Consider the following 19,164-nt stretch of genomic DNA (forward strand, 5'->3'; position numbering starts at 1 on the left):
GCCCGGCTCCGTCGTTGCGCAGGCCGCGAGAAGGAGCAGCAGTGCGAGACAAGAACTGCGCGGCATGGCCACGTCCAGACGTGAGGGCGTTTCTGCCCGGCACACCCGCCAACGGACGTGCGCGAAGACGCGTGTGAGTCTGGCGGCACTCCGTCCATCGCGCCAGGGCCAACCTTCCCTCACCCCACCCCGGCATGCCCCTCCCGCACGGGCAGATCCAGCGAGCCGGGCGCGGTGTCCTCGGGCGTGTCGTGCGACGCGGGTGCGTCCCAGTGGATCCACTTCAGGTCCCGGACGAACACCGTGTAGAGCACCGGCACCAGCACCAACGTGAGCACCGTCGCCACCGTGAGTCCGCCCACCTGCGCGTAGCAGAGAGGCTGCCACAAGGGTCCACCGTGCAGGGCGAGCGGAATCAACCCGAGCACCGTCGCCGCCACCGTCACCAGCACGGGCCGCAGGCGCATGAGTCCTGCGTCCAGCAAGGCTTCCCGCAGGGGTTCTCCCCGCTCGTGCGCCTCCTCGATGTAATCGAAGAGCACGATGATGTGACTGACGATGACGCCCATCAGGCTGATGATTCCCAGGAACGCCATGAAGCTGAGCGGCGCGCCCATCACATCCAGCGACACCACCGCAGCCACCGCGCCGAACGGCAGCGCCGCGAACACCACCAGCGGCTTGATGGCGCTCTTGAACTGCACCGCGAGCGCCATGTAGATGGCGACCAGCAGCATCCCCATCACCATCGCCATGCTGCGGAAGCTCTTCACCTGCTCCTCCGCTTCGCCGCCGACCTCCAGCGTGTAGCCCACCGGCATGCGCTGACGCAGCTCCTCCAGCTTCGGCTTCGCCAGCTTCATCACCTCCGACGGCAACACCCCGTCCTGCGGGAAGGTGGCCACCGTGATGGTGCGGAACTGGTTGCGCCGGCGGATCTTCTCCGTCTGGAGCGAATACGCCACATGCGACACCTGACGCAGTGGCACCTTCTGCGGCCCGGTGCGCGAGCTCACATAGAGATTCTCGATGTCCCCCAACTGTGCCCGCTCATCCGCGCGCAGGCGGGCCACGATGTCGATTTGATGGTTGCCTTCACGCAACTGTCCCACCGCCATGCCGTTCATCGCCACCGCGGACGACGTGGCCACATCCAGGTTGGTGACACCCGCGAGGTTCGCCCGGTCCGGGTCCACCTCCAGCTTCACCGCGAAGGTGTCACTGCCCCAGTCGTCGCGCGTGCGCGCCGTGCCGGGCGTGTTCCGGAAGAGCGTCTTTGCCTCCTCCGCCAGCGTCCGGAGCTGCCCGATGTCCTCGCCCGAGATGCGCACCGACACCGGGATGCCCACGGGCTTTCCCGTCTCCAACTCGCGCACGTCCAGCCGGGCCCCGGCGATGCGGCGGGAGAGCTGCTGCTGGAGGAGCGGCACCAGCGCGCGCGTGTCCTCCTTGTCCGCCACCTGGATGAGCAACTGCGCGTAGTTGAGCTGCTGCTGCTCCGGCGCCACGGAGAACCAGAAGCGCGGACCGCCACCGCCGACGAACTCCGTCACCGACGCCAGCACCTCGCGCGGCTTGCCGTCCTCGCCCGGGTGTTCGCGACCGTACTGGTCCGCGACCTCCTGCACCACCTTCACCGCCTCCGCGGAAGCGTTGCGCGTGGCGGACAGCGTGGCGTCCTCCGGCAGCCAGACGTCCACATAGGACAGGTACGACAGGTCCTTGGGGAAGAAGGCGGACTTCACCTGCCGGCCCGCAAGGCCCCCCAGCACCAGCAGCGCCGCCGCGAGGCCCACCACCAGGAACCGGTGGTCGATGGCCCAACCGACGACCTGGGCATACCGGCGAGCGAACCCCTTCGAGCGCCGCTCCTTCGACGACGGCTCCGGCCTGCTCGGTGGACGCAGGAGCGTGGAGCCCAGCAGCGGCACGAACGTCATCGACACGATGCGCGAGGCCACCAGCGACAACGTGAGGACCACGGGCAGCGAGTGGATGAACTTCCCGGTGTCGCCCGGCAACGTGAGGAACGGCAGATACGCGGCGATGTTGGTAATCGTCGCGAACAGGATGGCGGTGGCCAGCTTCGTGGGCCCCAGCCACGCGGCGATGCGCGGCTTCCACCCCTGCGCGAGCGAGTGTTTGATGGCATCACTGGCCACCACCGGGTCATCCACCAGCAAGCCCAACGCGATGATGAGCGACGCGATGGAGATCTGCTGGATGTCCACGCCGAACAGGTGCATCAGCCCGAACGTCATCGCCAGGGTGATGGGGATGGACAGGGCCAGGAGCAGCGCCGTGCGCCACTCCCAGAAACCCACCAGCGCCACCAACACCACCAGGAAGATGGCCTCGTAGAGCGACGACATGAAGAGGTGGACGTTCTCCTCCACCTGGAGCGGCTGGTCGGAGGTGCGCCGGATGACCAGGTCCTCCGGCAGGAGCTTCTTCACCTGGGACAGCTCCGCGTCCACCGCCGCGCCAAAGTCGCCAATCTGCTGGCCCGGGCGCATGTTGACGGCCAGGGTGATGGCGCGCGTGCGGCTGAATTGGCCCTGCGCATCGCGGGTGTTGAGGAAGTGCAGGAAGCGCGCGGGGCTCTGGTAGTCGCGCCGCACATCCACCAGGTCGCGCAGGTACACCGGCGAACCGTTGCCACTCGTCGTCACCACCACGTCGCCCACCTGCGTCTCGCTGGTGAACTCGCCCGACGGGTCGATGCTCACGCTCTTACCGTCCACCTCCACGATGCCGCCGGGCGCGGTGATGTTGCGCGCGGACAGCAGGCTGGAGAGGTTGGACTGCTGGAGGCCGTACGACGCCAGCCGCTCCTGCGAGTACTCCAGGAACACCTTCTCCGGCAGCACGCCCGTGCGCGTCACCTTGGACACGATGGGCAGCCGCTGGAGCCGGCGCTGGAGCGTGTCCGTGAAGTCGTCCAGCTCCCGGTAGCTGTAGCGGTCCCCGGCGCCCTCCTCCATCCGGACGCGAGCCTCCTTCGGGTCGCGCACCACCAGGGGGCGCCAGACGTCCGGGTGCAGCTCCGACACGCTCAGGTGTCCCCGCGCGAAGCCGCGCAGGTGCTCGAGCAGCACCGGGTCCGTCAGCGGCGTCGCCACGTCCACGCCGATGAAGCCGGGGCTCTGGAGCAGGCGCGCGTCGCTGTTGCCGGGCAGTCCCTCCAGGAAGCGCCGGGCCTCTTCCCCCAACCGCTGCATGGAGTTCGCGTTGATGGAGGGCGGGAAGTTCACCACCAACGTCGCGCGCGGGCCGGGCGTGGTGGCGGCGCCGCGCACCGCGGTGATGGCGTTGGACAGGGCCCGCGCGCGCAGGTCCAGTTCCACGGCGCTGGCCTTGGGACTGGACACGGTGAGCAGCAGCGTGGACGTGTCGCCGAAGTCCTTGAGGAACTGGATGGGGCCCGCGCCCGAGGGCAGGTCGCGGATGGTGTTGAGCCGGCCCTGGATGTCGTCGAACTCCTTGGCCCGGTCCACCACGTCTTCCTTCAGCGTGACGTAGACGACCGCCAGGCTGGTGCGGCTGATGGACTCCACCTTCTCGACGGAGGCGTTCTCCGACAGCTTCTGTTCGATGCGCCGGGTGACCAACTGCTCAATCTTCTCCGCCTCCGCCCCCGGCCACAGGCAGGTGGCCACCGCCACGCGCACCGCGATGACCGGGTCCTTCGCCTTGGGCATCTGGAGGTAGCCGAAGACGCCCCACACCATCGTGAACGCGAGCGCCACCCAGGCCACGTGGCGCGTCTCCGTGAAGTAGCGCGCGGTGTTGTGCGTCCCCTTCACCAGCGCTTCGTCGCGGGCGCGCTCCCTGGCCTCGTGCGAGCCCGGGCCGCTCACGGAATCACCTCGACGGGCTCACCGTCGGACAGGAGGCTTGCGCCCTGGACGGCGATGCGCTCGCCCTCCTTCAGGCCCTGCTTCACCGGGATGATGTTGCCCAGGTAGTCGCCCAGCTTCACCTCGCGCGCCTGGGCCACGGGCTTCGTGCCCTGGCCGTCCGCGATGACGAAGACGGCGAAGGCGTCCCGCTGCTTCGGTGAACGGACGATGGCGGACAGGGGCACCAGCAGCTCCTGGGTGACGGCCTCGCCCTTGCCGCTCAGCGACAGCGCCGCCACCATGCCCGGTCGCAGGCGCTGCTCCGGGTTGGGGATGGACACCTCCACCTCGAACACGCGGCTCTTGGGATCCGCCGACGGCGCGATGCGGGAGATGCGTCCTTCGAACTTCTCCCCCGGGTACGCCTGCGTCGTCACCGTCTGCGGCGCCCCCAGACGGATGCTGGGCAGCACGGTGTCCGGCACGCCGAACACCACCCGAACGGTGCGCGTCTCCGCCACGGAGAGCGCGAAGGTGCCGGGCGCGGCCAGGGCCCCCACTTCGACGGGGCGCTTGAGGACGATGCCTGCGAGCGGCGAGCGCAGTGACGTGTCCGCCAGCGCCGTGCGGGCCTCCTCCACCCGAGCCCTCGCGGCGGCCACCGCGCCCGCCGCGCCATCCCGCTGCGTGCGGGCCGTGTCGAGCTGCGCGGGCGTGGCCACCTGCCCCGCGACGAGCTTCGTCGTGCGGTCGAAGGTGAGCTGCGCCTGTTCCTCGGAGGCGCGGGCCTGGGACAGGGCCGCCTGCGCCTCCGCGAGCTTCTGGTTGAAGTCCCCCTTGCGCAACGACACCAGCTCCATGCCCTCGCGCACGGCGTCGCCCTCCTGGAGCAGCCGCTGCGTGCCGTCCACCCCGCGCACCTTCGCGATGGACTCCACGTAGCCGCCAACCTTGAAGGCCAGGTCCACGCGCGTCGCGGGCTGGATCTCCGCCGAATAGCGCGCCCCGGAGTTCGCCTCCGCGCGGCTCACGGTGGCCACCTTCACCGCCGTGGGTTCCTGCGGCGCGAGCGCACGCTCACCACATGCCAGGGAGGTGAAGGTCAGCGCTCCGAAGAGCAGGGATTGCTTCCACATGGGAGGGACTCCGGGAGGGGGAACGGCACGCAAGAAGGAAGGACCTCGGCTACAGGACGACCAGCAGGCCCAGCGACGCCGTGGGGTACACGGTGCGCAGGCCCAGGTTGCCCGTGCTCACCTGGAGCGTGCGCACGTCGGTGAAGGTGAAGCCCGGACCCGCGCGCGCCGACAGGCCCACGCGTCCGGTGCCCGGCCGCCACATCACGCCGAGCGTCGGCTCCAGGAACGCCGTCGTCGTGTATTCCTTCGCGTCCGGCGACGCGACGGTGGCCCGCGCGATGAACTCCTCGTAGCCCACCGCCATCCCCAGGAACGGCCGCACCGTGCCGTCCGCCAGGAAGGCCAGCGTGTAGCGGCCATCCACGCCCACGCCGAAGTTCAGCTTCACGTCGCCGCCCTGCACGCCCGTGAAGCGCGCCTTCGCGCCCAGCGACCGGTTCCAACCGCCCGCGCGCCCCATCAGGCCAAACGCCAGCCGCGCGTCCTTCGACGCCGCCACCTCCGCCCGCACCCCGTAGAGCGAACCGTCCAGCGCGGGCGGCTGCAGCTCCAGCAGGAACGCCCCGCGCCGCTGCTGCTCCTGCCCCGTCGACGAGCGGCCCACGTCCTGCGCCAGCGCCGGCACCGACAGCAACGACACACCCACCGCCACCGCCGCCTTCACCCACCGCATCGACCGCTTGGACTCGACTCGCATGGACCGTCTCCTTCGGTTTAGCCGCACGACTAATTTAGTTACACGACTAACTAAGACCGTCAACGCGGGATGTCAAGCCACCGGGCGGTCGTCCGCCCTTGCGGGGTGGGAGGCCGTGCCCTATGGATTTGGGATGCCTCCCAACCGCCGTGGCAAGAAGGCCCAGCCCCCTGCTCCGGAGCCCGACGCCCGGGCCCGCCTCATCACCGCGGGCCGCCGCGTCCTGGCGGAGCGGGGCTACGACGCCACGACGGTGAAGGAGGTGGCGAAGGAAGCAGGGGTGAACCAGGGACTGGTGCACTACTACTTCGGCAGCAAGGACGCGCTGCTGCTGGCCGTCACCCAGGAAGCCAGCCAGCAGTACATGACGGAGCTACAGCGGCTGCGCGCGCAGACCCCGGTGGAAGCGCTGGCGGAGACCGCCTTCGCCTGGGGCGAGAAGCTGGCCACGGACGCGCCGGACAGTTGCCGGCTGCGCTACGAGCTGTTCGCGCTGGGCCTGCGAAACCGGGAGCTGACGCCCGCCGTCGCGCAGTTGCTGCGCCAGGGGGACACGGAGATCGCCCGCACAGTGGCGCACTACCGCGTCGGCCACGAGGCTCCCCCCGCCGCCGAGGACTTGAACTACGCCATCATCATCAAGGCGTGCGTGGATGGGCTCGCGCTGCACCACCAGCTCGACAAGACCTTCGACCCGCTGCCGGTGTACGCGCTCCTGCGCCGCATCATGCTCGCGAGCATTGAACCCTCGGCGGCCCCCCGTCCGCCCGCGCGCAAGCCCCGGGCACAAGGGCGGCGTGGGACTCCGTCACCGCGTGCGCGCCGGACTCCTCGAACGCCCCGCCGCTGAGCGCCGCTTCCGGGCGGGCCGCACCACCTCACCGCTCAATGCAAGCAGCTCCGCTCGCAGCCAGCGGCTCTTCGGGTCCTCGTCCACCTGCCGGTGCCAGTACAGGCGCAGGTCCACGGGCGGCAGCGCCAACGGCACGGCCAGCAGGTGGTTGCCGAGCCCCGCGTTGAGCCCTTCCGCGTGGCGCCGGGGCATCGTGAGCAGCAGGTCCGAACCGGCGACGATGCGGCCGGCGGCCTCGTAGTGCTGGCAGCGCACGGCCACGTCGCGCTGGTGGCCCAGGCGTCCCAGCACCAGGTCTTCAAAAGGCAGCCCGGTGCGCCGGGAGGACACGGCGACGTGGCGCGCGGACAGGTACGCGGCCGGTGACAGCTTGCGGCGCCGGGCCGCCACCACGCACAGCTCGTCCCGCAGGAGCACCGCGTGCCGCAGGTCCGGCCCGGTGGGCTGCGCCACGTCGATGGCCAGATCCAACCGCCCCGACGCGAGGTCGCGCTCCAGCCGCGTGCGCTCCAACCGCACGCTGGTGACGCGGGCTTCGGGAGCACGGCCGCGCAGGCGCTCCACCCACGCGGGCAACAGCGACGGCTCCAGCACGTCGTTCATCGCCAGGGCCACATGGAGCACGAGAACACATGACCAACATTCAGTGGCTTCATCAACCCGGCGGGGCGCAGGATGCCCCGCATGGACTTCCAACCCTCCGCCAGGACGACCGAATACCTGGAGCGCATGCAGCGCTTCATGCGCGAACACATCGAACCAGCGGAGGGCGCCTACATGCAGGCCCTGCACGCGATGGAGGCCGGTGGGGACTGGCGCCAGTGGAAGGTGCCGCCCGTGATGGTGGAGCTCAAGGCGCGCGCGAAGGCGGAGGGGCTGTGGAACCTCTTCCTCCCGGACGCGAAGCTGGGCGCGGGGCTGAGCACGCTGGAGTACGCGCTGCTCGCGGAGCAGACGGGCCGCAGCCTCATGGCTCCGGAGGTCTTCAACTGCAGCGCCCCCGACACCGGCAACATGGAGGTGCTCTGGCGCTACGGCTCCCCGGAGCAGCAGGAGCAGTGGTTGAAGCCGCTGCTCGCGGGCGACATCCGCTCCGTGTTCTGCATGACGGAGCCGGACGCCGCGTCGTCGGACGCCACCAACATGCAGGCCACCGCCGTGCTGGACGGCGACGACGTGGTCCTCAACGGCAAGAAGTGGTGGTCCAGCGGCCTGGGACACCCCAACGCGAAGGTCGCCATCTTCATGGGCCGCACGCCGGAGACGGGCGCGGACCGCCACCACCAGCACTCCATGGTGCTCGTCCCCATGGACGCGCCGGGCGTGGAGATCATCCGCATGCTGCCGGTGTACGGGGACCATGACGCCCCGCACGGCCACGGCGAGGTGCACTTCCACGACGTGCGGCTGCCGCGCTCCGCCCTCATCTCCGGGCCGGGCATGGGCTTTGAAATCGCGCAGGGCCGGCTGGGGCCGGGCCGCATCCACCACTGCATGCGCTGCATCGGCGCGGCGGAGCGGGCCCTGGAGCTGATGATCGACCGGGGCATGGGCCGCAGCGCGTTCGGCAAGCCGCTGCTCAACCTGGGCGGCAACCGCGAGCGAGTGGCGGAGGCGCGCATCGCCATCGACCAGGCCCGCCTGCTCACGCTGTACGCGGCGTGGAAGCTGGACGACGTGGGCGCGATGGGGGCGATGACGGAGATCTCCGCCATCAAGGTCGTGGCGCCCAACGTGCTCCAGAAGGTGGTGGACGACGCCATCCAACTGCACGGCGGCGCGGGCGTATCGCGCGACACGCCGCTCGCGGCCTTCTTCGCCCAGGCGCGCAGCCTGCGCATCGCGGACGGTCCGGACGAGGTGCACAAGGGCGTCATCACCCGCATCGAGCTCGCGAAGCGCGGCTTCTCCCGAGGGAGCTGATCATGGCGGCATCCGTCCCCCTGGATGAAGGCAAGGCCGTCCGCTCCGGTGAAGCGCTGGACGTGCCCGCCGTGGATGCGTGGCTCAAGGCCCTGGTGCCGTCGCTCGTGGGCACGCCGGAAGTCACCCAGTACACGGGCGGCGCGTCCAACTGGACCTACCGCCTGAAGTACGAGAACCGCGACATCATCCTGCGCAGGCCGCCCGCGGGCACCAAGGCGAAGTCCGCGCACGACATGTCGCGCGAGTACACGGTGCAGCAGGCGCTCAAGCCCGCGTACCCGGTGGTACCCACGATGGTGGGCCTGTGCCAGGACCCGGCCGTGCTGGGCGCGGAGTTCTACGTGATGGAGCGCATCCCCGGCCTCATCCCGCGCAAGCACCTGCCCCGGGGCCTCACCCTGGACAAGACCCAGACGCGCAAGCTGTGCCTCAACGTCATCGACAAGCTCATCGCGCTGCACGGCGTGGATTCGCAGGCGGCGGGGCTCACGTCGCTGGGCAAGGGGCCCGGCTATCCGCAGCGACAGATTTCCGGCTGGTCCGACCGCTACGAGAAGGCGCGCACCTGGAACGTGCCGCGGATGAAGTACGTGCGCGACTGGCTCGCGGCGAACGTGCCGCAGGACATCGCCACCTGCGTCATCCACAACGACTGGCGCTTCGACAACGTGGTGCTCAGCCCGGAGAACCCCACGGAGGTCATCGGGGTGCTCGACTGGGAGATGGCCACGCTGGGCGACCCGCTGATGGACCTGGGCAACACGCTGGCCTACTGGGTCCACGCGGATGACAACCTCATCTTGCGCACCACGCGCAGGCAACCCACCGACCTGCCCGGCATGCTGCGGCGCGAGGAGGTGGTGGCCTACTACCTGGAGAGAACCGGCCTGAAGCCCGCCAACTGGACCTTCTACGAGGTCTACGGCGTGTTCCGGCTCGCGGTCATCGTCCAGCAGATCTACTACCGCTATCACCACAAGCAGACGCGCAACCCGTCGTTCAAGAACTACTGGCTCCTCGCGAACTACATGGCGTTCCGCTGCCGGCAGCTCATCAAGAAGGCGGGCGGCTGATGGGCGTCATCTATCTGATCCGCCATGGTCAGGCGTCCTTCGGCGCGGCGGACTACGACAAGCTGTCGGACGTCGGCCAGGAGCAGGCCCGCGTGCTGGGCGCATCCCTGCGCTCGCGCCTGCCGAAGCTGGACGCGGTGGTGACGGGCACGATGCTGCGTCACCGGGAGACGGCGGACGGGTGCCTCCAACTGCTCGGGCTGCCGGTGGAGCCCCGGCGGGTGGCGGGCTTCAACGAGTTCGACCACGAGGAGGTCGTGGAGCGGCACACGCCGCGCTACGCGGACCGCGCCGTGCTGCGCGAGGAGATGGTCGCCGCGAAGGATCCGCGCCGCGCCTACCAGGAGCTGTTCACCCAGGCCGTCGCGCGCTGGGTCGCGGGGGGACACGACGGCGAGTACAAGGAGTCCTGGGCCGCCTTCAAGGTGCGCTGCCTGGAGGCGATGGATGCGTTGATTGCGTCGCTGGGGGCGTCGAAGACGGCGCTGGTGTTCACTTCCGGCGGGCCCATCACCGCCGTCAGCCAGGACCTGCTGGGCATCCCGGATGCCCATGCGTTCCGGACGAACTGGACGCTCGCCAACTGTGGCGTCACCAAGGTCATCTACAGCGAGCGGGGCCGCTATCTGTCCACCCTCAACGAGCACGGCCACTTCGAGGGCGAGCACCGGGCGCTCATCACCTACCGCTGACGGGCAGGGCTCGCGTAGCGTAGGCCCATGACGCGGTGCCTGCTCAACATCGACCTGGGGGAGCTGCCCGGGGAGGACGAACAGCTCTACGCGCTCGCCCACCTGGCGAACATCGCCTGCGGCGGCCACGCGGGCGATGCGGACTCCATGCGGCGGGCCCTGGAACTGTGCGAGCGCCATGGCACCCTGGCGGGCGCGCATCCGTCCTACGTGGACCGCGAGGGCTTCGGTCGCAAGGCCCTGGACGTAGCGCCGGAGGTGCTGCGCGCGCAGGTGGCGGAACAGTGCGCGCGGTTGGCCGCGCTTGCCCGTGAGCGTGGGGTGCCGGTGCGGCATGCGAAGCCCCATGGGGCGCTGTACCACTCGGCCAACAAGTCCCCCGAGCTTGCGCGGGCGGTGGTGGACGGCGTGGTGGAGGCGCTGGGAACGGACGTCACGTTCGTGGGGCCTGGTTCGGGTGCGCTGAAGGATGCGGCGCGGGCGGCGGGGCTTGGGTATGCGCGAGAGGGCTTCGCGGACCGGGGCACGCTTCCGGATGGTTCGCTGATTCCACGCGGGCAACCCGGAGCGGTGCTGACGGACGTGGCTCGGGCCCGGGAGAACACGGTGCGGCTGGCCACGGGCGGCACGGTGGACACGCTGTGCGTGCACGGGGACACGCCGGGGGCGGTGGCGCTGGCCCGCGAGGTGCGCGCGATGCTGGAGGCGCTGGAGCATCCTCCGGAGCCGCTGGGGGACAGCGCGCTGCGACTGGTGCTGCCGGAGGCGGTGGACCGGCGACAGGCGCGCGAGGCCCTGTGCTCGCTGCCGGGTGTGCTCGATGCGGTCATCACCGAGTCCCACGCCTGTGTGTACTTCGATCCGGCGACGCCACCCGAGTCTCCCGCGCTCGTGCTGACGCGGCTTCGCGTGATGCCTGTGACTCCAGTGGAGCGGCCACTCCTGCGCATCCGCGTGCGCTACGACGGCGAGGACCTGCCGAAGGTGGCCGCGCACGCGGGCCTGTCGGTGGAGGAGGTGGTGCGCCGTCACACGGCCCGCGAGTACACGGTGCGCTGCGTGGGGTTCCTGCCGGGCTTCGCGTACCTGGGGGAGGTGGATCCGAGCATCGCCTGTCCCCGGCTGGCCACGCCACGCACGCGGGTGCCGGCGCTCGCGGTGGGCATCGCCGGGGAACGCACGGGCGTGTATCCCTTCGCCTCGCCCGGCGGCTGGAACCTCGTGGGCACCGCGATGGACTTCACCGCGTTCGACCCGAAGCACGGCGCAGTGATGCAGTTGGGCGACCGCGTGCGCTTTGAACGGGAGGACGCGTGACGGCCTCGGTGGAAGTCATCGGTCTGGGTGCTCCCGTGGTGGTGCAGGACGGTGGCCGACCGGGACACATGCACCACGGCGTTCCTCCGGGGGGGGCGTGGGTTCCGGAATTGCTCATCGCGGCGAACCGCTCGGTGGGCAATGCCGGGAACGCAGCGGCGCTGGAAGCCTACGGACGCCTGGAGCTTCGCGCCCGTGGGCGTGACGTACGCGTGTCCGTGGATGGAGAAACCGCGCGCATCCTCGCGGACGGCGACACGCACACGGTGCCCGCGCCCACCCGGTATGCCGTGCGCTACGTGGCCGTGGACGGTGCATTCGCGGTCCCCGAGGTGCTGGGCGGACACGGGACGTTGAGCGTGGCCCGGCTGGGAGGATGGGAAGGCCGAGCCCTGCGCAAGGGCGACCTGCTCCCGCTCGGTCCAGCGGACTCCACGAACGGTCCTGCCGAAGCGGACCTCCAGCGCCTCGCGGAAGCCCTGGACCCCACCGCCCCCATCCGTGTGCTGCCAGGCCCGGACGCCGCGCGCTTCGGTGACACGGCCATGGCGGTGCTCCTGGGCAGCACCTTCACCGTGTCGCCCTCCAGCGACCGCGTGGGACAGCGGCTGGACGGACCGCCCGTTCCCCACGGCGACGAAGGCACGGGCACCTCGCGGCCCATGGTGCGCGGCGCCCTCCAGGTCACCCTGTCGGGAACGCCCATCGTGCTGGGTCCGGACCATCCGACCACCGGGGGCTACCCGCTCATCGCCGTCGTGATCCGCGCGGACTGGGGCCGCCTGGGTGCCCGCCGGGCCGGAGCGCCCGTGCGCTTCCAGGCGGTCTCCGTCGAGGAGACCCGGAGGGTCTGGAGCACCCACCCCGCCCGTCCTACCCAGGCAACTTCGGGGCCTTCCGGGGCGATACTGGGAGCATGAGTCCTCCGAAGATCGGCCCTCGCGCCCCGTCCACGACCCGCCTGCCGGAGCCGGCCCTCCCGCCGCGCCCGCGCAACGAGGTCAAGCCCGAGCCGCGCGACCGCCAGGGGGCCTCCCTCTTCGAGTCCCCGAAGGCCCGCAAGGCCCCGGTGGCGCTGTCCACGCCGGGCGCCGGCCCCCAGTCGGGCCCCCAGCCCACGCCGGGCACCTACCCCACCGCCGCGGACGTGGCGAACATCGCCTCGATGACGGACCCGGTGGCTCGCAACCTGGCCATCACCCAGGGCTACCACGACCTGTCCGACGCGATGGGCACCCTGCTGGGCAAGGAGAACGCCAACTGGTCCACGTACGCAACCTGGGCCTCGAAGCAGGCCGGCGTGAGCATCCGCCAGGAGGACATGCCGAAGGCGTTCGTGGACATCCTCCAGGGCGGCGGCGCGGTCGGTGAAGCGATGTCCCGCGTGGACGACCTGCTGCGCAACCTGGGGCTGCCCGCCCTGCCCACCGGCGACCTCCTCAAGGCGGGCGCGGATGCGCTCAACAACGTCAGCAAGGCCATCGCCGACGGCAACCAGTTCGTCTTCCAGGAGGTGGGCCACGAGTTCGCCCGCTTCGTGGAGACCTTCCAGGGTGACACCCAGCTGGACCCCGCCAAGCTCCAGAAGTACCTGGATGGCTTCCCCCCGGACAAGGCGCTCTTGAAGGACGCCTTCGGCAACTACGCGCAGGCCATGTTCGAGAAGGATCCGAACAAGAAGGCCGAGCTGATGCTGCTGGCCAACAACACCGTCGGCCTGCACGAGCAGACGCAGCTCCAGTCGTACGTGGAGAAGGCGCTCAACTCGCCGGTGAAGGACATCTTCCGCGGCATCCTGGACAAGAGCATCGAGGCGGGCGCCAACGCGCTGCCCTTCCCCGCGAACCTCGCCGCCAAGGCGGCCATCAAGTCGGGCGCGGTGGACCTGGTCCTCAACCCGCTGGTGGACAAGCTTGCGGACGTGTTCCGGGGCATCGCGACCGAGCACATGATGAAGCTCGCCGTCCCCGGCGAAGCGCTGAAGCTGGGCAACGACCTGCCGCCGCCCGCGGGCATGGAAGACACGCTCTTCCCGCCGCACCTGCGCAGCATCGAGAACCCCAAGCTGCGCGAGCTGCTCGGCCGCATGGACTCCTCGCCCGACAGCCTCAAGGGCACGGGCGCGAAGGACTGGAGCCAGTTGGATCAGCGGATGAACTACATCGTGGACCTCTTCCGCACGCGCCAGTCGGATCCGCACCTGTTCGACCAGCCCTTCGGCAAGGAGGCCCACTACCCCGTGGCACCCTCCGCGCCGCGCCCGGCCGCACTCGGGGTGTCGTAGGCCCCGGTCGCACCCCGCTGGGGAGTCATTCCTTTTGAATGCGCGGCGCCTTGCCCCGTCCATCAGGGCAGACACGCTCTTGAAGGAGACTCCCCATGGCGAAGTGGCTGCTGGCAACGATGGCGCTTTCCCTCCCGGCCCTGGCCCACGCAGACGACTTCCGCAGGCCCACCGAGCAGGGCCAGAACCGGCAGGAGCTGCGACAGAACCAGCGCGAGACCCGGGATGATCACCAGGACCTGCGGCAGGTGGAGTCGCTGCTCTCCCGGTACGACTCGGCCCGCGGCCGCAGCGCACGGCGCGACATGCAGCAGGTGGAGCAGGAGCTGCGGAACTACATCGCGTCGGAGCTGAACGAATCCCACCGCGAGCTGGCCCAGGACCAGCGCGAAGTTCGCTCCAGCACCCGCGAGGTGCGCTACGACGGCAACCGCCACGACGACCGCAAGGACCGCCGAGACGACGTGCGCGACGCCCGCCAGGAGTCCCGCGCCCTGCAGCAGACGCGCAACATCTCCCAGGAGCTCAACGGACTCTACGGCCGCATGGACAGCGGCAGCGTGGCGCGCAAGCGCATGCTGCTGGCGGACCTGGTGCAGTTGGCCCGCTCCGAGCAGTCCCAGAACCGCCAGGAGATGCGCGAGGACCGCCGCGAGGTCCGCGAGGACGGCCGCAGGTACTGAGCTGGCAAGGGGCACGGGCCGGAGTTCCTCCGACCCGCGCCTCCGTCACCGGATCCGCGTGACGTCGCCCGTCACGCCTCCTCGGCCGTGAACCCCTCCAGCCGCGCGATGCCCAACTTCTTCATCCGGCTCTGAAGCGTGGACGGCTTGAGCCCCAGCAGCGCCGCCGCGCCGCCATCGCCGTAGACGCGGCCCCGGGTCAACGTCAGCACCCGCAGGATGTGCTCGCGCTGCACCGCCGCCAGCGTCGCCACCGGAGAACCGGAGGGCAGCGCCGCCGGTGCTTCCATCGAAGTCCCCTGCACCGCCACGGGACCCCGCCCCACCGGCAGGTCGAACGCATTCGCCGACAGCTCCTGCCCCTGCGTCAGGATGGTGGCGCGCTCCAACGCATTCGCCAGCTCGCGCAGGTTGCCCGGCCAGTCATACGCCGCCAGCCGCCCCAGCCCCGAAGCCGTCACCCGCATCCCGCGCCGGCCAATGCGCCGCGCCTGCTCCTCCAGCAGGAACACCGTGAGCTGCGGCAGGTCCTCGCGCCGCTCGCGCAACGGCGGCAGGCGCAGCGGGAACACACTCAAGCGATAGAACAGGTCCTCGCGGAAGCGCTTCTGCGCAATCGCCTGGTGCAGGTCCACGTGCGTGGCCGCCAGGATGCGCACGTCCGCCTTCACCGTCTTGTCGCTGCCCACCGGCTCGAACGCCTTCTCCTGGAGCGCGCGCAACAGCTTCGCCTGCAGCTCCACCGGCAGCTCGCCAATCTCATCCAGGAGCAGCGTGCCCCCGTTCGCCATCTGGAAGCGGCCCGCCCGGTCGCGGTTCGCCCCGGTGAAGGCGCCCTTCACGTGGCCGAACAGCTCGCTCTCCAGCAGGCCCGCCGGAATCGCCGCGCAGTTGAGCGACACGAAGGGTTGGTCCCTGCGAGAACTCCAGCGATGGATGGCGCGCGCCAGCCGCTCCTTGCCCGTGCCCGTCTCGCCCATGATGAGGACCGGCGTGTCCGTCTCCGCCACCTGCCGCGCCCGCCGTGACAGGTCTCGCATCACCGGGCTCAGCGACGTCTCCAGGATGCCTTCCGAGTCCGCGCCCAGCTGCGACTCCAACAGCCTCGCGCGCTCGTGGTCCTGGCGGTGCAGCCGCTCCACCACCACCTGCTTCTCCGCACCCTGGAGCGCCGTGGCGAGCATCTGCCCGTACACCTCCACCAGGTCCACCACCGGCTGCGCGTACGCGACGCACTCCGCGCGGTCCAACGTCAGCACGCCGTAGCAGCGCTCCCCCGCGCACAGCGGCACCACCATGCACGAGTGCCCCGCGGGCAGGTCCAACACGCCGTCGAACGGGTCTCCGTCCCCGTGCGCGTGGTCCTCTTCCGTGAACGCCCGCGCGCGACGCGTCTCCAGCGCCTGCCGCAGCGACGGGAAGTCCGACAGCTGCAACGAGTGCTTGCGCACCGCCTGGTTCGCCAGCGGGCCACGCGCCGCCACCGCCTCCAGCTTTCCCTCCTTCAGGAGGAACAGCGTGGCCAGGTCGAAGGGGACCACCCGGGTCAGCCAGTCCAGTCCCCGACGGAGAAGTTCCCCCACCCCCTCTTCGGTGGTTGCCAGCTCGACCAGCTCCCGAGCATCCTGCGTCACTTCCGGGTGGCGCCCCATCAGTTCATCCGGCATGTGTTACCGATAATAGCGCTCCACCGAAATTGCAGTGGCGACAGGCACCGGGATTTCGTTATTCACCTTCCCGGCAGCACCGCCCCGCCGGTGCCGATTCGAGGGTCAGATGTAAAGCCCTGGAATCACAGCAGTTAAAGCATTGGCACGGGCGCTGCTTTACACCGTAGCAACCACAACCTCTGGGGTGGACCACGATGGCCCGCCCCCCATCCCAAGGAGTCGAATCCATGCTGACCGTCGGCGACAAGCTTCCGAACTTCAAGCTGAAGGGCACCGTGAGCCTGGAGAAGGGCAAGGAGTTCCAGGACATCACGAACGAGACCTACAAGGGCAAGTGGCTCGTCCTGTTCGCGTGGCCGAAGGACTTCACGTTCATCTGCCCCACGGAGATCGCGGAGTTCGGCAAGCGCAACAAGGACTTCAACGACCGTGACGCGCAGGTGCTGGGCCTCTCCACCGACAACGAGTTCGTGCACCACGCGTGGCGCACGCACCACCCGGACCTGAAGAGCCTGCCGTTCCCGATGCTGGCGGACGTCAAGCGCGAGCTGTCCAGCGCGCTGGGCATCCTGCACAAGGAAGAGGGCGTGGCCCTGCGCGCCACGTTCATCGTGGACCCCGAGGGCATCATCCGCCACGTGTCCGCGAACGACCTGTCCGTGGGCCGCAACGTGGGCGAGTACGTGCGCACGCTGGACGCCTTCCAGACGGACGAGCTGTGCCCGTGCAACTGGCAGAAGGGTGAGGAGACCCTCACCTCGAAGCTGCAGAAGGCGGGGTAACCCACCATGGCCTCGCTCGAAGTCGTCCGCAGCGAACTCGCGGACGCCCACAAGGACACCCGCCTCAACCTCTCCGCCGTCCTGGAGAGCACGACCCTCACCCCGGAGCAGCGTTGGGGTACGGCCGTGGCATGCGCCTATGCCGCTCGGAATGACCGGCTGAAGGAGGCGATGCTGAACGAGGCGAAGCAGGCGCTGGGTGAGAAGTCCGGGCCGGTCATCGAGGACGCGCGTGCGGCGGCCTCGCTGATGGCGATGAACAACGTCTTCTACCGCTTCCGCCACATGATCGGGAAGGAGTCGTACTCGACCAAGCGGGCGGGGCTGCGGATGAACCGGCTCGCGCAGGTGCTGACGAACAAGGTGGACTTCGAGCTGGTCTGCCTCGCGGTCAGCGCCATCAATGGCTGCGAGATGTGCATCCAGTCCCACGAGAAGGTCGTGCTGGATGGCGGCCTCACCGAGGACCACGTGCACGACGCGGTTCGCATCGCCAGCGTCATCCACGCGGCGGCGGTGGGCCTGGAATCGTAGAAGGCCCGCCGAGCTTCGCGTGACATGAAGTTCCTGGCGCCCTCCGGTGGAAACACCGGGGGGCGCTTTCTTTCACCCTCTCTTCGAAAGGAACGTGTCCCTCATGGCCCTCTACAAGAGCCCGAGTCCCCTCTCCGAGCAGGCCCGCACCGCCATCTCCGCCACCCTCAACGAGCGGCTGTCGGACGGGTTGGACCTGCACTCGCAGATCAAGGTCGCCCACTGGAACATCAAGGGCCCGCAGTTCGCCGCCCTGCACCCGCTGTTCGAAACCTTCGCGGTGAGCCTCGCCAACCACAACGACTCCATCGCGGAGCGCGCGGTGACGCTGGGCGGCCGGGCGTACGGCACCAGCCGTCACGTGGGGACGCACAGCCGCCTGCCTGAGTACCCGCAGGAGACCTCCCGCGACCTGGAGCACGTGAAGCTCCTGGCCGAGCGCATCGAGGTGTACCTCGCCGGCCTGCGCGACAGCCGCAAGCAGGTGGAGGGGCACCAGGACACGGACACGGTGGACCTGTTCACCGGCATCATCACCGAGTTCGAGAAGCACGCCTGGTTCCTCCGGGCGTCGCTCGAAAGCTGAAAGGCTGCACCGCGAGCGGGGGGCGCGCTAGCGTGCCCCCCGTGAGCGAAAGCATCCCCCTGCATGCCTTCCGCACCGTGCCCCGCACGGGCGTCATCTTCGTCACCGCCGAGGCCACGCGCCGAGGCTACCGTCCCGGCGACCCGGACTGGTGCAACCTGGGCCAGGGTCAGCCGGAGACTGGCGACCTGCCCGGCGCCCCGCCCCGCGTGAGCCAGGTGACGGTGGACATGGCGGACCAGGAGTACGCGCCCGTCGCGGGCCTGTGGGAGGTGCGGGAGGCCATCGCCAGCCTCTACAACCGCCTCTACCGCAAGGGCCTGCCCAGTCAGTACAGCGCGGAGAACGTGTGCCTGTCCGGCGGTGGCCGCGCGGCCCTCACCCGCGCCGCGGCCAGCCTGGGCAGCGTGAACCTGGGCCACTTCCTGCCCGACTACACCGCGTACGAAGAGCTGCTGGACGTCTTCAAGGCGTTCACCGCCATCCCCATCCTGCTGGAGGGCGAGCGCGGCTACGCCTTCACCCACGACGACCTGCGCCGTGAAATCCAGGGGCGCGGCCTGTCCGCCCTGCTCTTCTCCAACCCGTGCAACCCCACCGGCAAGCTGGTGCAGGGGGACGAGTTGGCGCGGTGGGTGGGCGTGGCACGCGAGCTGGAGTGCACGCTGCTCATCGACGAGTTCTATTCGCACTACATCTGGACGGGCCGTCCGGGCGTGCTGCCGGTGGAGAGCGCCGCGCGGTACGTGGAGGACGTGAACCGCGACCCGGTGGTGCTCTTCGACGGGCTCACCAAGAACTGGCGCTATCCGGGCTGGCGCATGACGTGGACGGTGGGGCCCAAGCAGGTCATCGACACGGTGTCGAGCGCGGGCAGCTTCCTGGACGGCGGCGGCAGCCGGCCCCTGCAGCGCGCGGCGATCCCGCTGCTCCAGGAGGACACGGTGGTGGCGGAGACGCGCGCCATCCACTCCACCTTCCGCGAGAAGCGCGACAAGTTCCATTCGCGCCTGGAGCGGCTGGGCATCCGCACGGACCGGGCGCCGGACGGGACGTTCTACGTCTGGGGCAACCTGTCCGGACTGC

At 69.9% G+C, this 19,164-nt stretch carries 17 protein-coding genes; 12 read left to right on the top strand and 5 right to left on the bottom strand.

Annotation, left to right across the window (positions count from 1 at the left end):
* Positions 1-179 precede the first annotated feature (179 nt).
* Genes OV208_RS17165 through OV208_RS17175 form a run of 3 tightly spaced genes read right to left on the bottom strand, consistent with a single transcriptional unit; the run spans position 180 to position 5,678 of the window.
* Positions 180-3,860, bottom strand: coding sequence for an efflux RND transporter permease subunit (locus OV208_RS17165; protein ID WP_267574911.1), 3,681 nt, complete (start codon positions 3,858-3,860; stop codon positions 180-182).
* Positions 3,857-4,978, bottom strand: a complete 1,122-nt coding sequence (locus OV208_RS17170) for an efflux RND transporter periplasmic adaptor subunit (RefSeq protein WP_267574912.1) — start codon at positions 4,976-4,978, stop codon at positions 3,857-3,859. Before OV208_RS17170 ends, OV208_RS17165 begins: the two co-directional genes overlap by 4 nt.
* A 49-nt stretch (positions 4,979-5,027) precedes the next feature.
* Entirely contained in the window at positions 5,028-5,678 is a 651-nt protein-coding gene (locus OV208_RS17175) for a hypothetical protein (RefSeq protein WP_267574913.1), read from the bottom strand.
* 133 nt (positions 5,679-5,811) lie between these two features.
* Between OV208_RS17175 and OV208_RS17180 the strand changes: the two genes are divergently transcribed.
* Entirely contained in the window at positions 5,812-6,528 is a 717-nt protein-coding gene (locus OV208_RS17180) for a TetR/AcrR family transcriptional regulator (protein WP_267574914.1), read from the top strand.
* Here OV208_RS17180 and OV208_RS17185 read toward each other — a convergent pair.
* Positions 6,487-7,155: a LysR substrate-binding domain-containing protein gene (locus OV208_RS17185; RefSeq protein WP_267574915.1), complete on the bottom strand. Its 669-nt coding sequence runs from the start codon at positions 7,153-7,155 to the stop codon at positions 6,487-6,489. The two genes, OV208_RS17180 and OV208_RS17185, sit on opposite strands and share 42 nt — an antisense overlap.
* 60 nt (positions 7,156-7,215) lie before the next feature.
* Here OV208_RS17185 and OV208_RS17190 point away from each other — a divergent pair, with 60 nt between their 5' ends.
* From OV208_RS17190 to OV208_RS17220, 7 genes are all read left to right on the top strand, one after another.
* Positions 7,216-8,454 carry an acyl-CoA dehydrogenase family protein gene (locus tag OV208_RS17190; protein ID WP_120541711.1) on the top strand — a complete coding sequence of 413 codons (1,239 nt, stop codon included), beginning with the start codon at positions 7,216-7,218 and terminating at the stop codon, positions 8,452-8,454.
* A gap of 2 nt (positions 8,455-8,456) precedes the next feature.
* Positions 8,457-9,530, top strand: coding sequence for a phosphotransferase family protein (locus tag OV208_RS17195; protein ID WP_267574916.1), 1,074 nt, complete (start codon positions 8,457-8,459; stop codon positions 9,528-9,530).
* Positions 9,530-10,222, top strand: coding sequence for a histidine phosphatase family protein (locus OV208_RS17200; protein WP_267574917.1), 693 nt, complete (start codon positions 9,530-9,532; stop codon positions 10,220-10,222). Before OV208_RS17195 ends, OV208_RS17200 begins: the two co-directional genes overlap by 1 nt.
* A gap of 27 nt (positions 10,223-10,249) precedes the next feature.
* Positions 10,250-11,539, top strand: coding sequence for a LamB/YcsF family protein (locus OV208_RS17205; protein WP_267574918.1), 1,290 nt, complete (start codon positions 10,250-10,252; stop codon positions 11,537-11,539).
* On the top strand, positions 11,536-12,459 hold the full coding sequence (locus tag OV208_RS17210) for a biotin-dependent carboxyltransferase family protein (protein WP_267574919.1): 924 nt from the start codon (positions 11,536-11,538) through the stop codon (positions 12,457-12,459). Before OV208_RS17205 ends, OV208_RS17210 begins: the two co-directional genes overlap by 4 nt.
* Positions 12,456-13,823: a hypothetical protein gene (locus tag OV208_RS17215; RefSeq protein WP_267574920.1), complete on the top strand. Its 1,368-nt coding sequence runs from the start codon at positions 12,456-12,458 to the stop codon at positions 13,821-13,823. The genes OV208_RS17210 and OV208_RS17215 overlap by 4 nt, the downstream gene beginning before the upstream one ends.
* 95 nt (positions 13,824-13,918) lie before the next feature.
* Positions 13,919-14,506: a hypothetical protein gene (locus tag OV208_RS17220; protein WP_267574921.1), complete on the top strand. Its 588-nt coding sequence runs from the start codon at positions 13,919-13,921 to the stop codon at positions 14,504-14,506.
* Between the two features lie 71 nt (positions 14,507-14,577).
* On the opposite strand, the gene OV208_RS17225 is transcribed toward OV208_RS17220, so the two are convergent.
* Positions 14,578-16,173 carry a sigma 54-interacting transcriptional regulator gene (locus tag OV208_RS17225; RefSeq protein ID WP_267574922.1) on the bottom strand — a complete coding sequence of 532 codons (1,596 nt, stop codon included), beginning with the start codon at positions 16,171-16,173 and terminating at the stop codon, positions 14,578-14,580.
* A gap of 230 nt (positions 16,174-16,403) precedes the next feature.
* On the opposite strand from OV208_RS17225, the gene OV208_RS17230 reads away from it, so the two are divergent.
* The 4 genes from OV208_RS17230 to OV208_RS17245 all read left to right on the top strand — a co-directional run.
* The gene (locus tag OV208_RS17230) at positions 16,404-16,958 is read left to right on the top strand and encodes a peroxiredoxin (protein WP_267574923.1); all 555 of its coding nucleotides are present in this window, start codon (positions 16,404-16,406) and stop codon (positions 16,956-16,958) included.
* Positions 16,959-16,964: 6 nt separating this feature from the next.
* A complete protein-coding gene (locus OV208_RS17235) occupies positions 16,965-17,492 on the top strand; it encodes a carboxymuconolactone decarboxylase family protein (RefSeq protein ID WP_267574924.1) in 528 nt (175 codons plus the stop codon).
* A 103-nt stretch (positions 17,493-17,595) separates the two neighbouring features.
* Positions 17,596-18,078, top strand: a complete 483-nt coding sequence (dps, locus tag OV208_RS17240; protein WP_267574925.1) for a DNA starvation/stationary phase protection protein Dps — start codon at positions 17,596-17,598, stop codon at positions 18,076-18,078.
* A gap of 41 nt (positions 18,079-18,119) precedes the next feature.
* The coding region (locus OV208_RS17245) for a pyridoxal phosphate-dependent aminotransferase (protein WP_267574926.1) at positions 18,120-19,164 on the top strand (1,045 nt) is incomplete at its 3' end.

It is taken from the genome of Corallococcus sp. bb12-1, assembly GCF_026626765.1.
Taxonomy (GTDB): Bacteria; Myxococcota; Myxococcia; order Myxococcales; family Myxococcaceae; genus Corallococcus; species Corallococcus terminator.

Coding starts and splice junctions, on each gene's coding strand:
- OV208_RS17170 (WP_267574912.1), bottom strand. CDS start 4,978: ATGTGGAAGCAATCCCTGCTCTTCGGAGCGCTGACCTTCACCTCCCTG.
- OV208_RS17175 (WP_267574913.1), bottom strand. CDS start 5,678: ATGCGAGTCGAGTCCAAGCGGTCGATGCGGTGGGTGAAGGCGGCGGTG.
- OV208_RS17180 (WP_267574914.1), top strand. CDS start 5,812: ATGCCTCCCAACCGCCGTGGCAAGAAGGCCCAGCCCCCTGCTCCGGAG.
- OV208_RS17190 (WP_120541711.1), top strand. CDS start 7,216: ATGGACTTCCAACCCTCCGCCAGGACGACCGAATACCTGGAGCGCATG.
- OV208_RS17195 (WP_267574916.1), top strand. CDS start 8,457: ATGGCGGCATCCGTCCCCCTGGATGAAGGCAAGGCCGTCCGCTCCGGT.
- OV208_RS17200 (WP_267574917.1), top strand. CDS start 9,530: ATGGGCGTCATCTATCTGATCCGCCATGGTCAGGCGTCCTTCGGCGCG.
- OV208_RS17205 (WP_267574918.1), top strand. CDS start 10,250: ATGACGCGGTGCCTGCTCAACATCGACCTGGGGGAGCTGCCCGGGGAG.
- OV208_RS17215 (WP_267574920.1), top strand. CDS start 12,456: ATGAGTCCTCCGAAGATCGGCCCTCGCGCCCCGTCCACGACCCGCCTG.
- OV208_RS17220 (WP_267574921.1), top strand. CDS start 13,919: ATGGCGAAGTGGCTGCTGGCAACGATGGCGCTTTCCCTCCCGGCCCTG.
- OV208_RS17225 (WP_267574922.1), bottom strand. CDS start 16,173: ATGCCGGATGAACTGATGGGGCGCCACCCGGAAGTGACGCAGGATGCT.
- OV208_RS17230 (WP_267574923.1), top strand. CDS start 16,404: ATGCTGACCGTCGGCGACAAGCTTCCGAACTTCAAGCTGAAGGGCACC.
- OV208_RS17235 (WP_267574924.1), top strand. CDS start 16,965: ATGGCCTCGCTCGAAGTCGTCCGCAGCGAACTCGCGGACGCCCACAAG.
- dps (WP_267574925.1), top strand. CDS start 17,596: ATGGCCCTCTACAAGAGCCCGAGTCCCCTCTCCGAGCAGGCCCGCACC.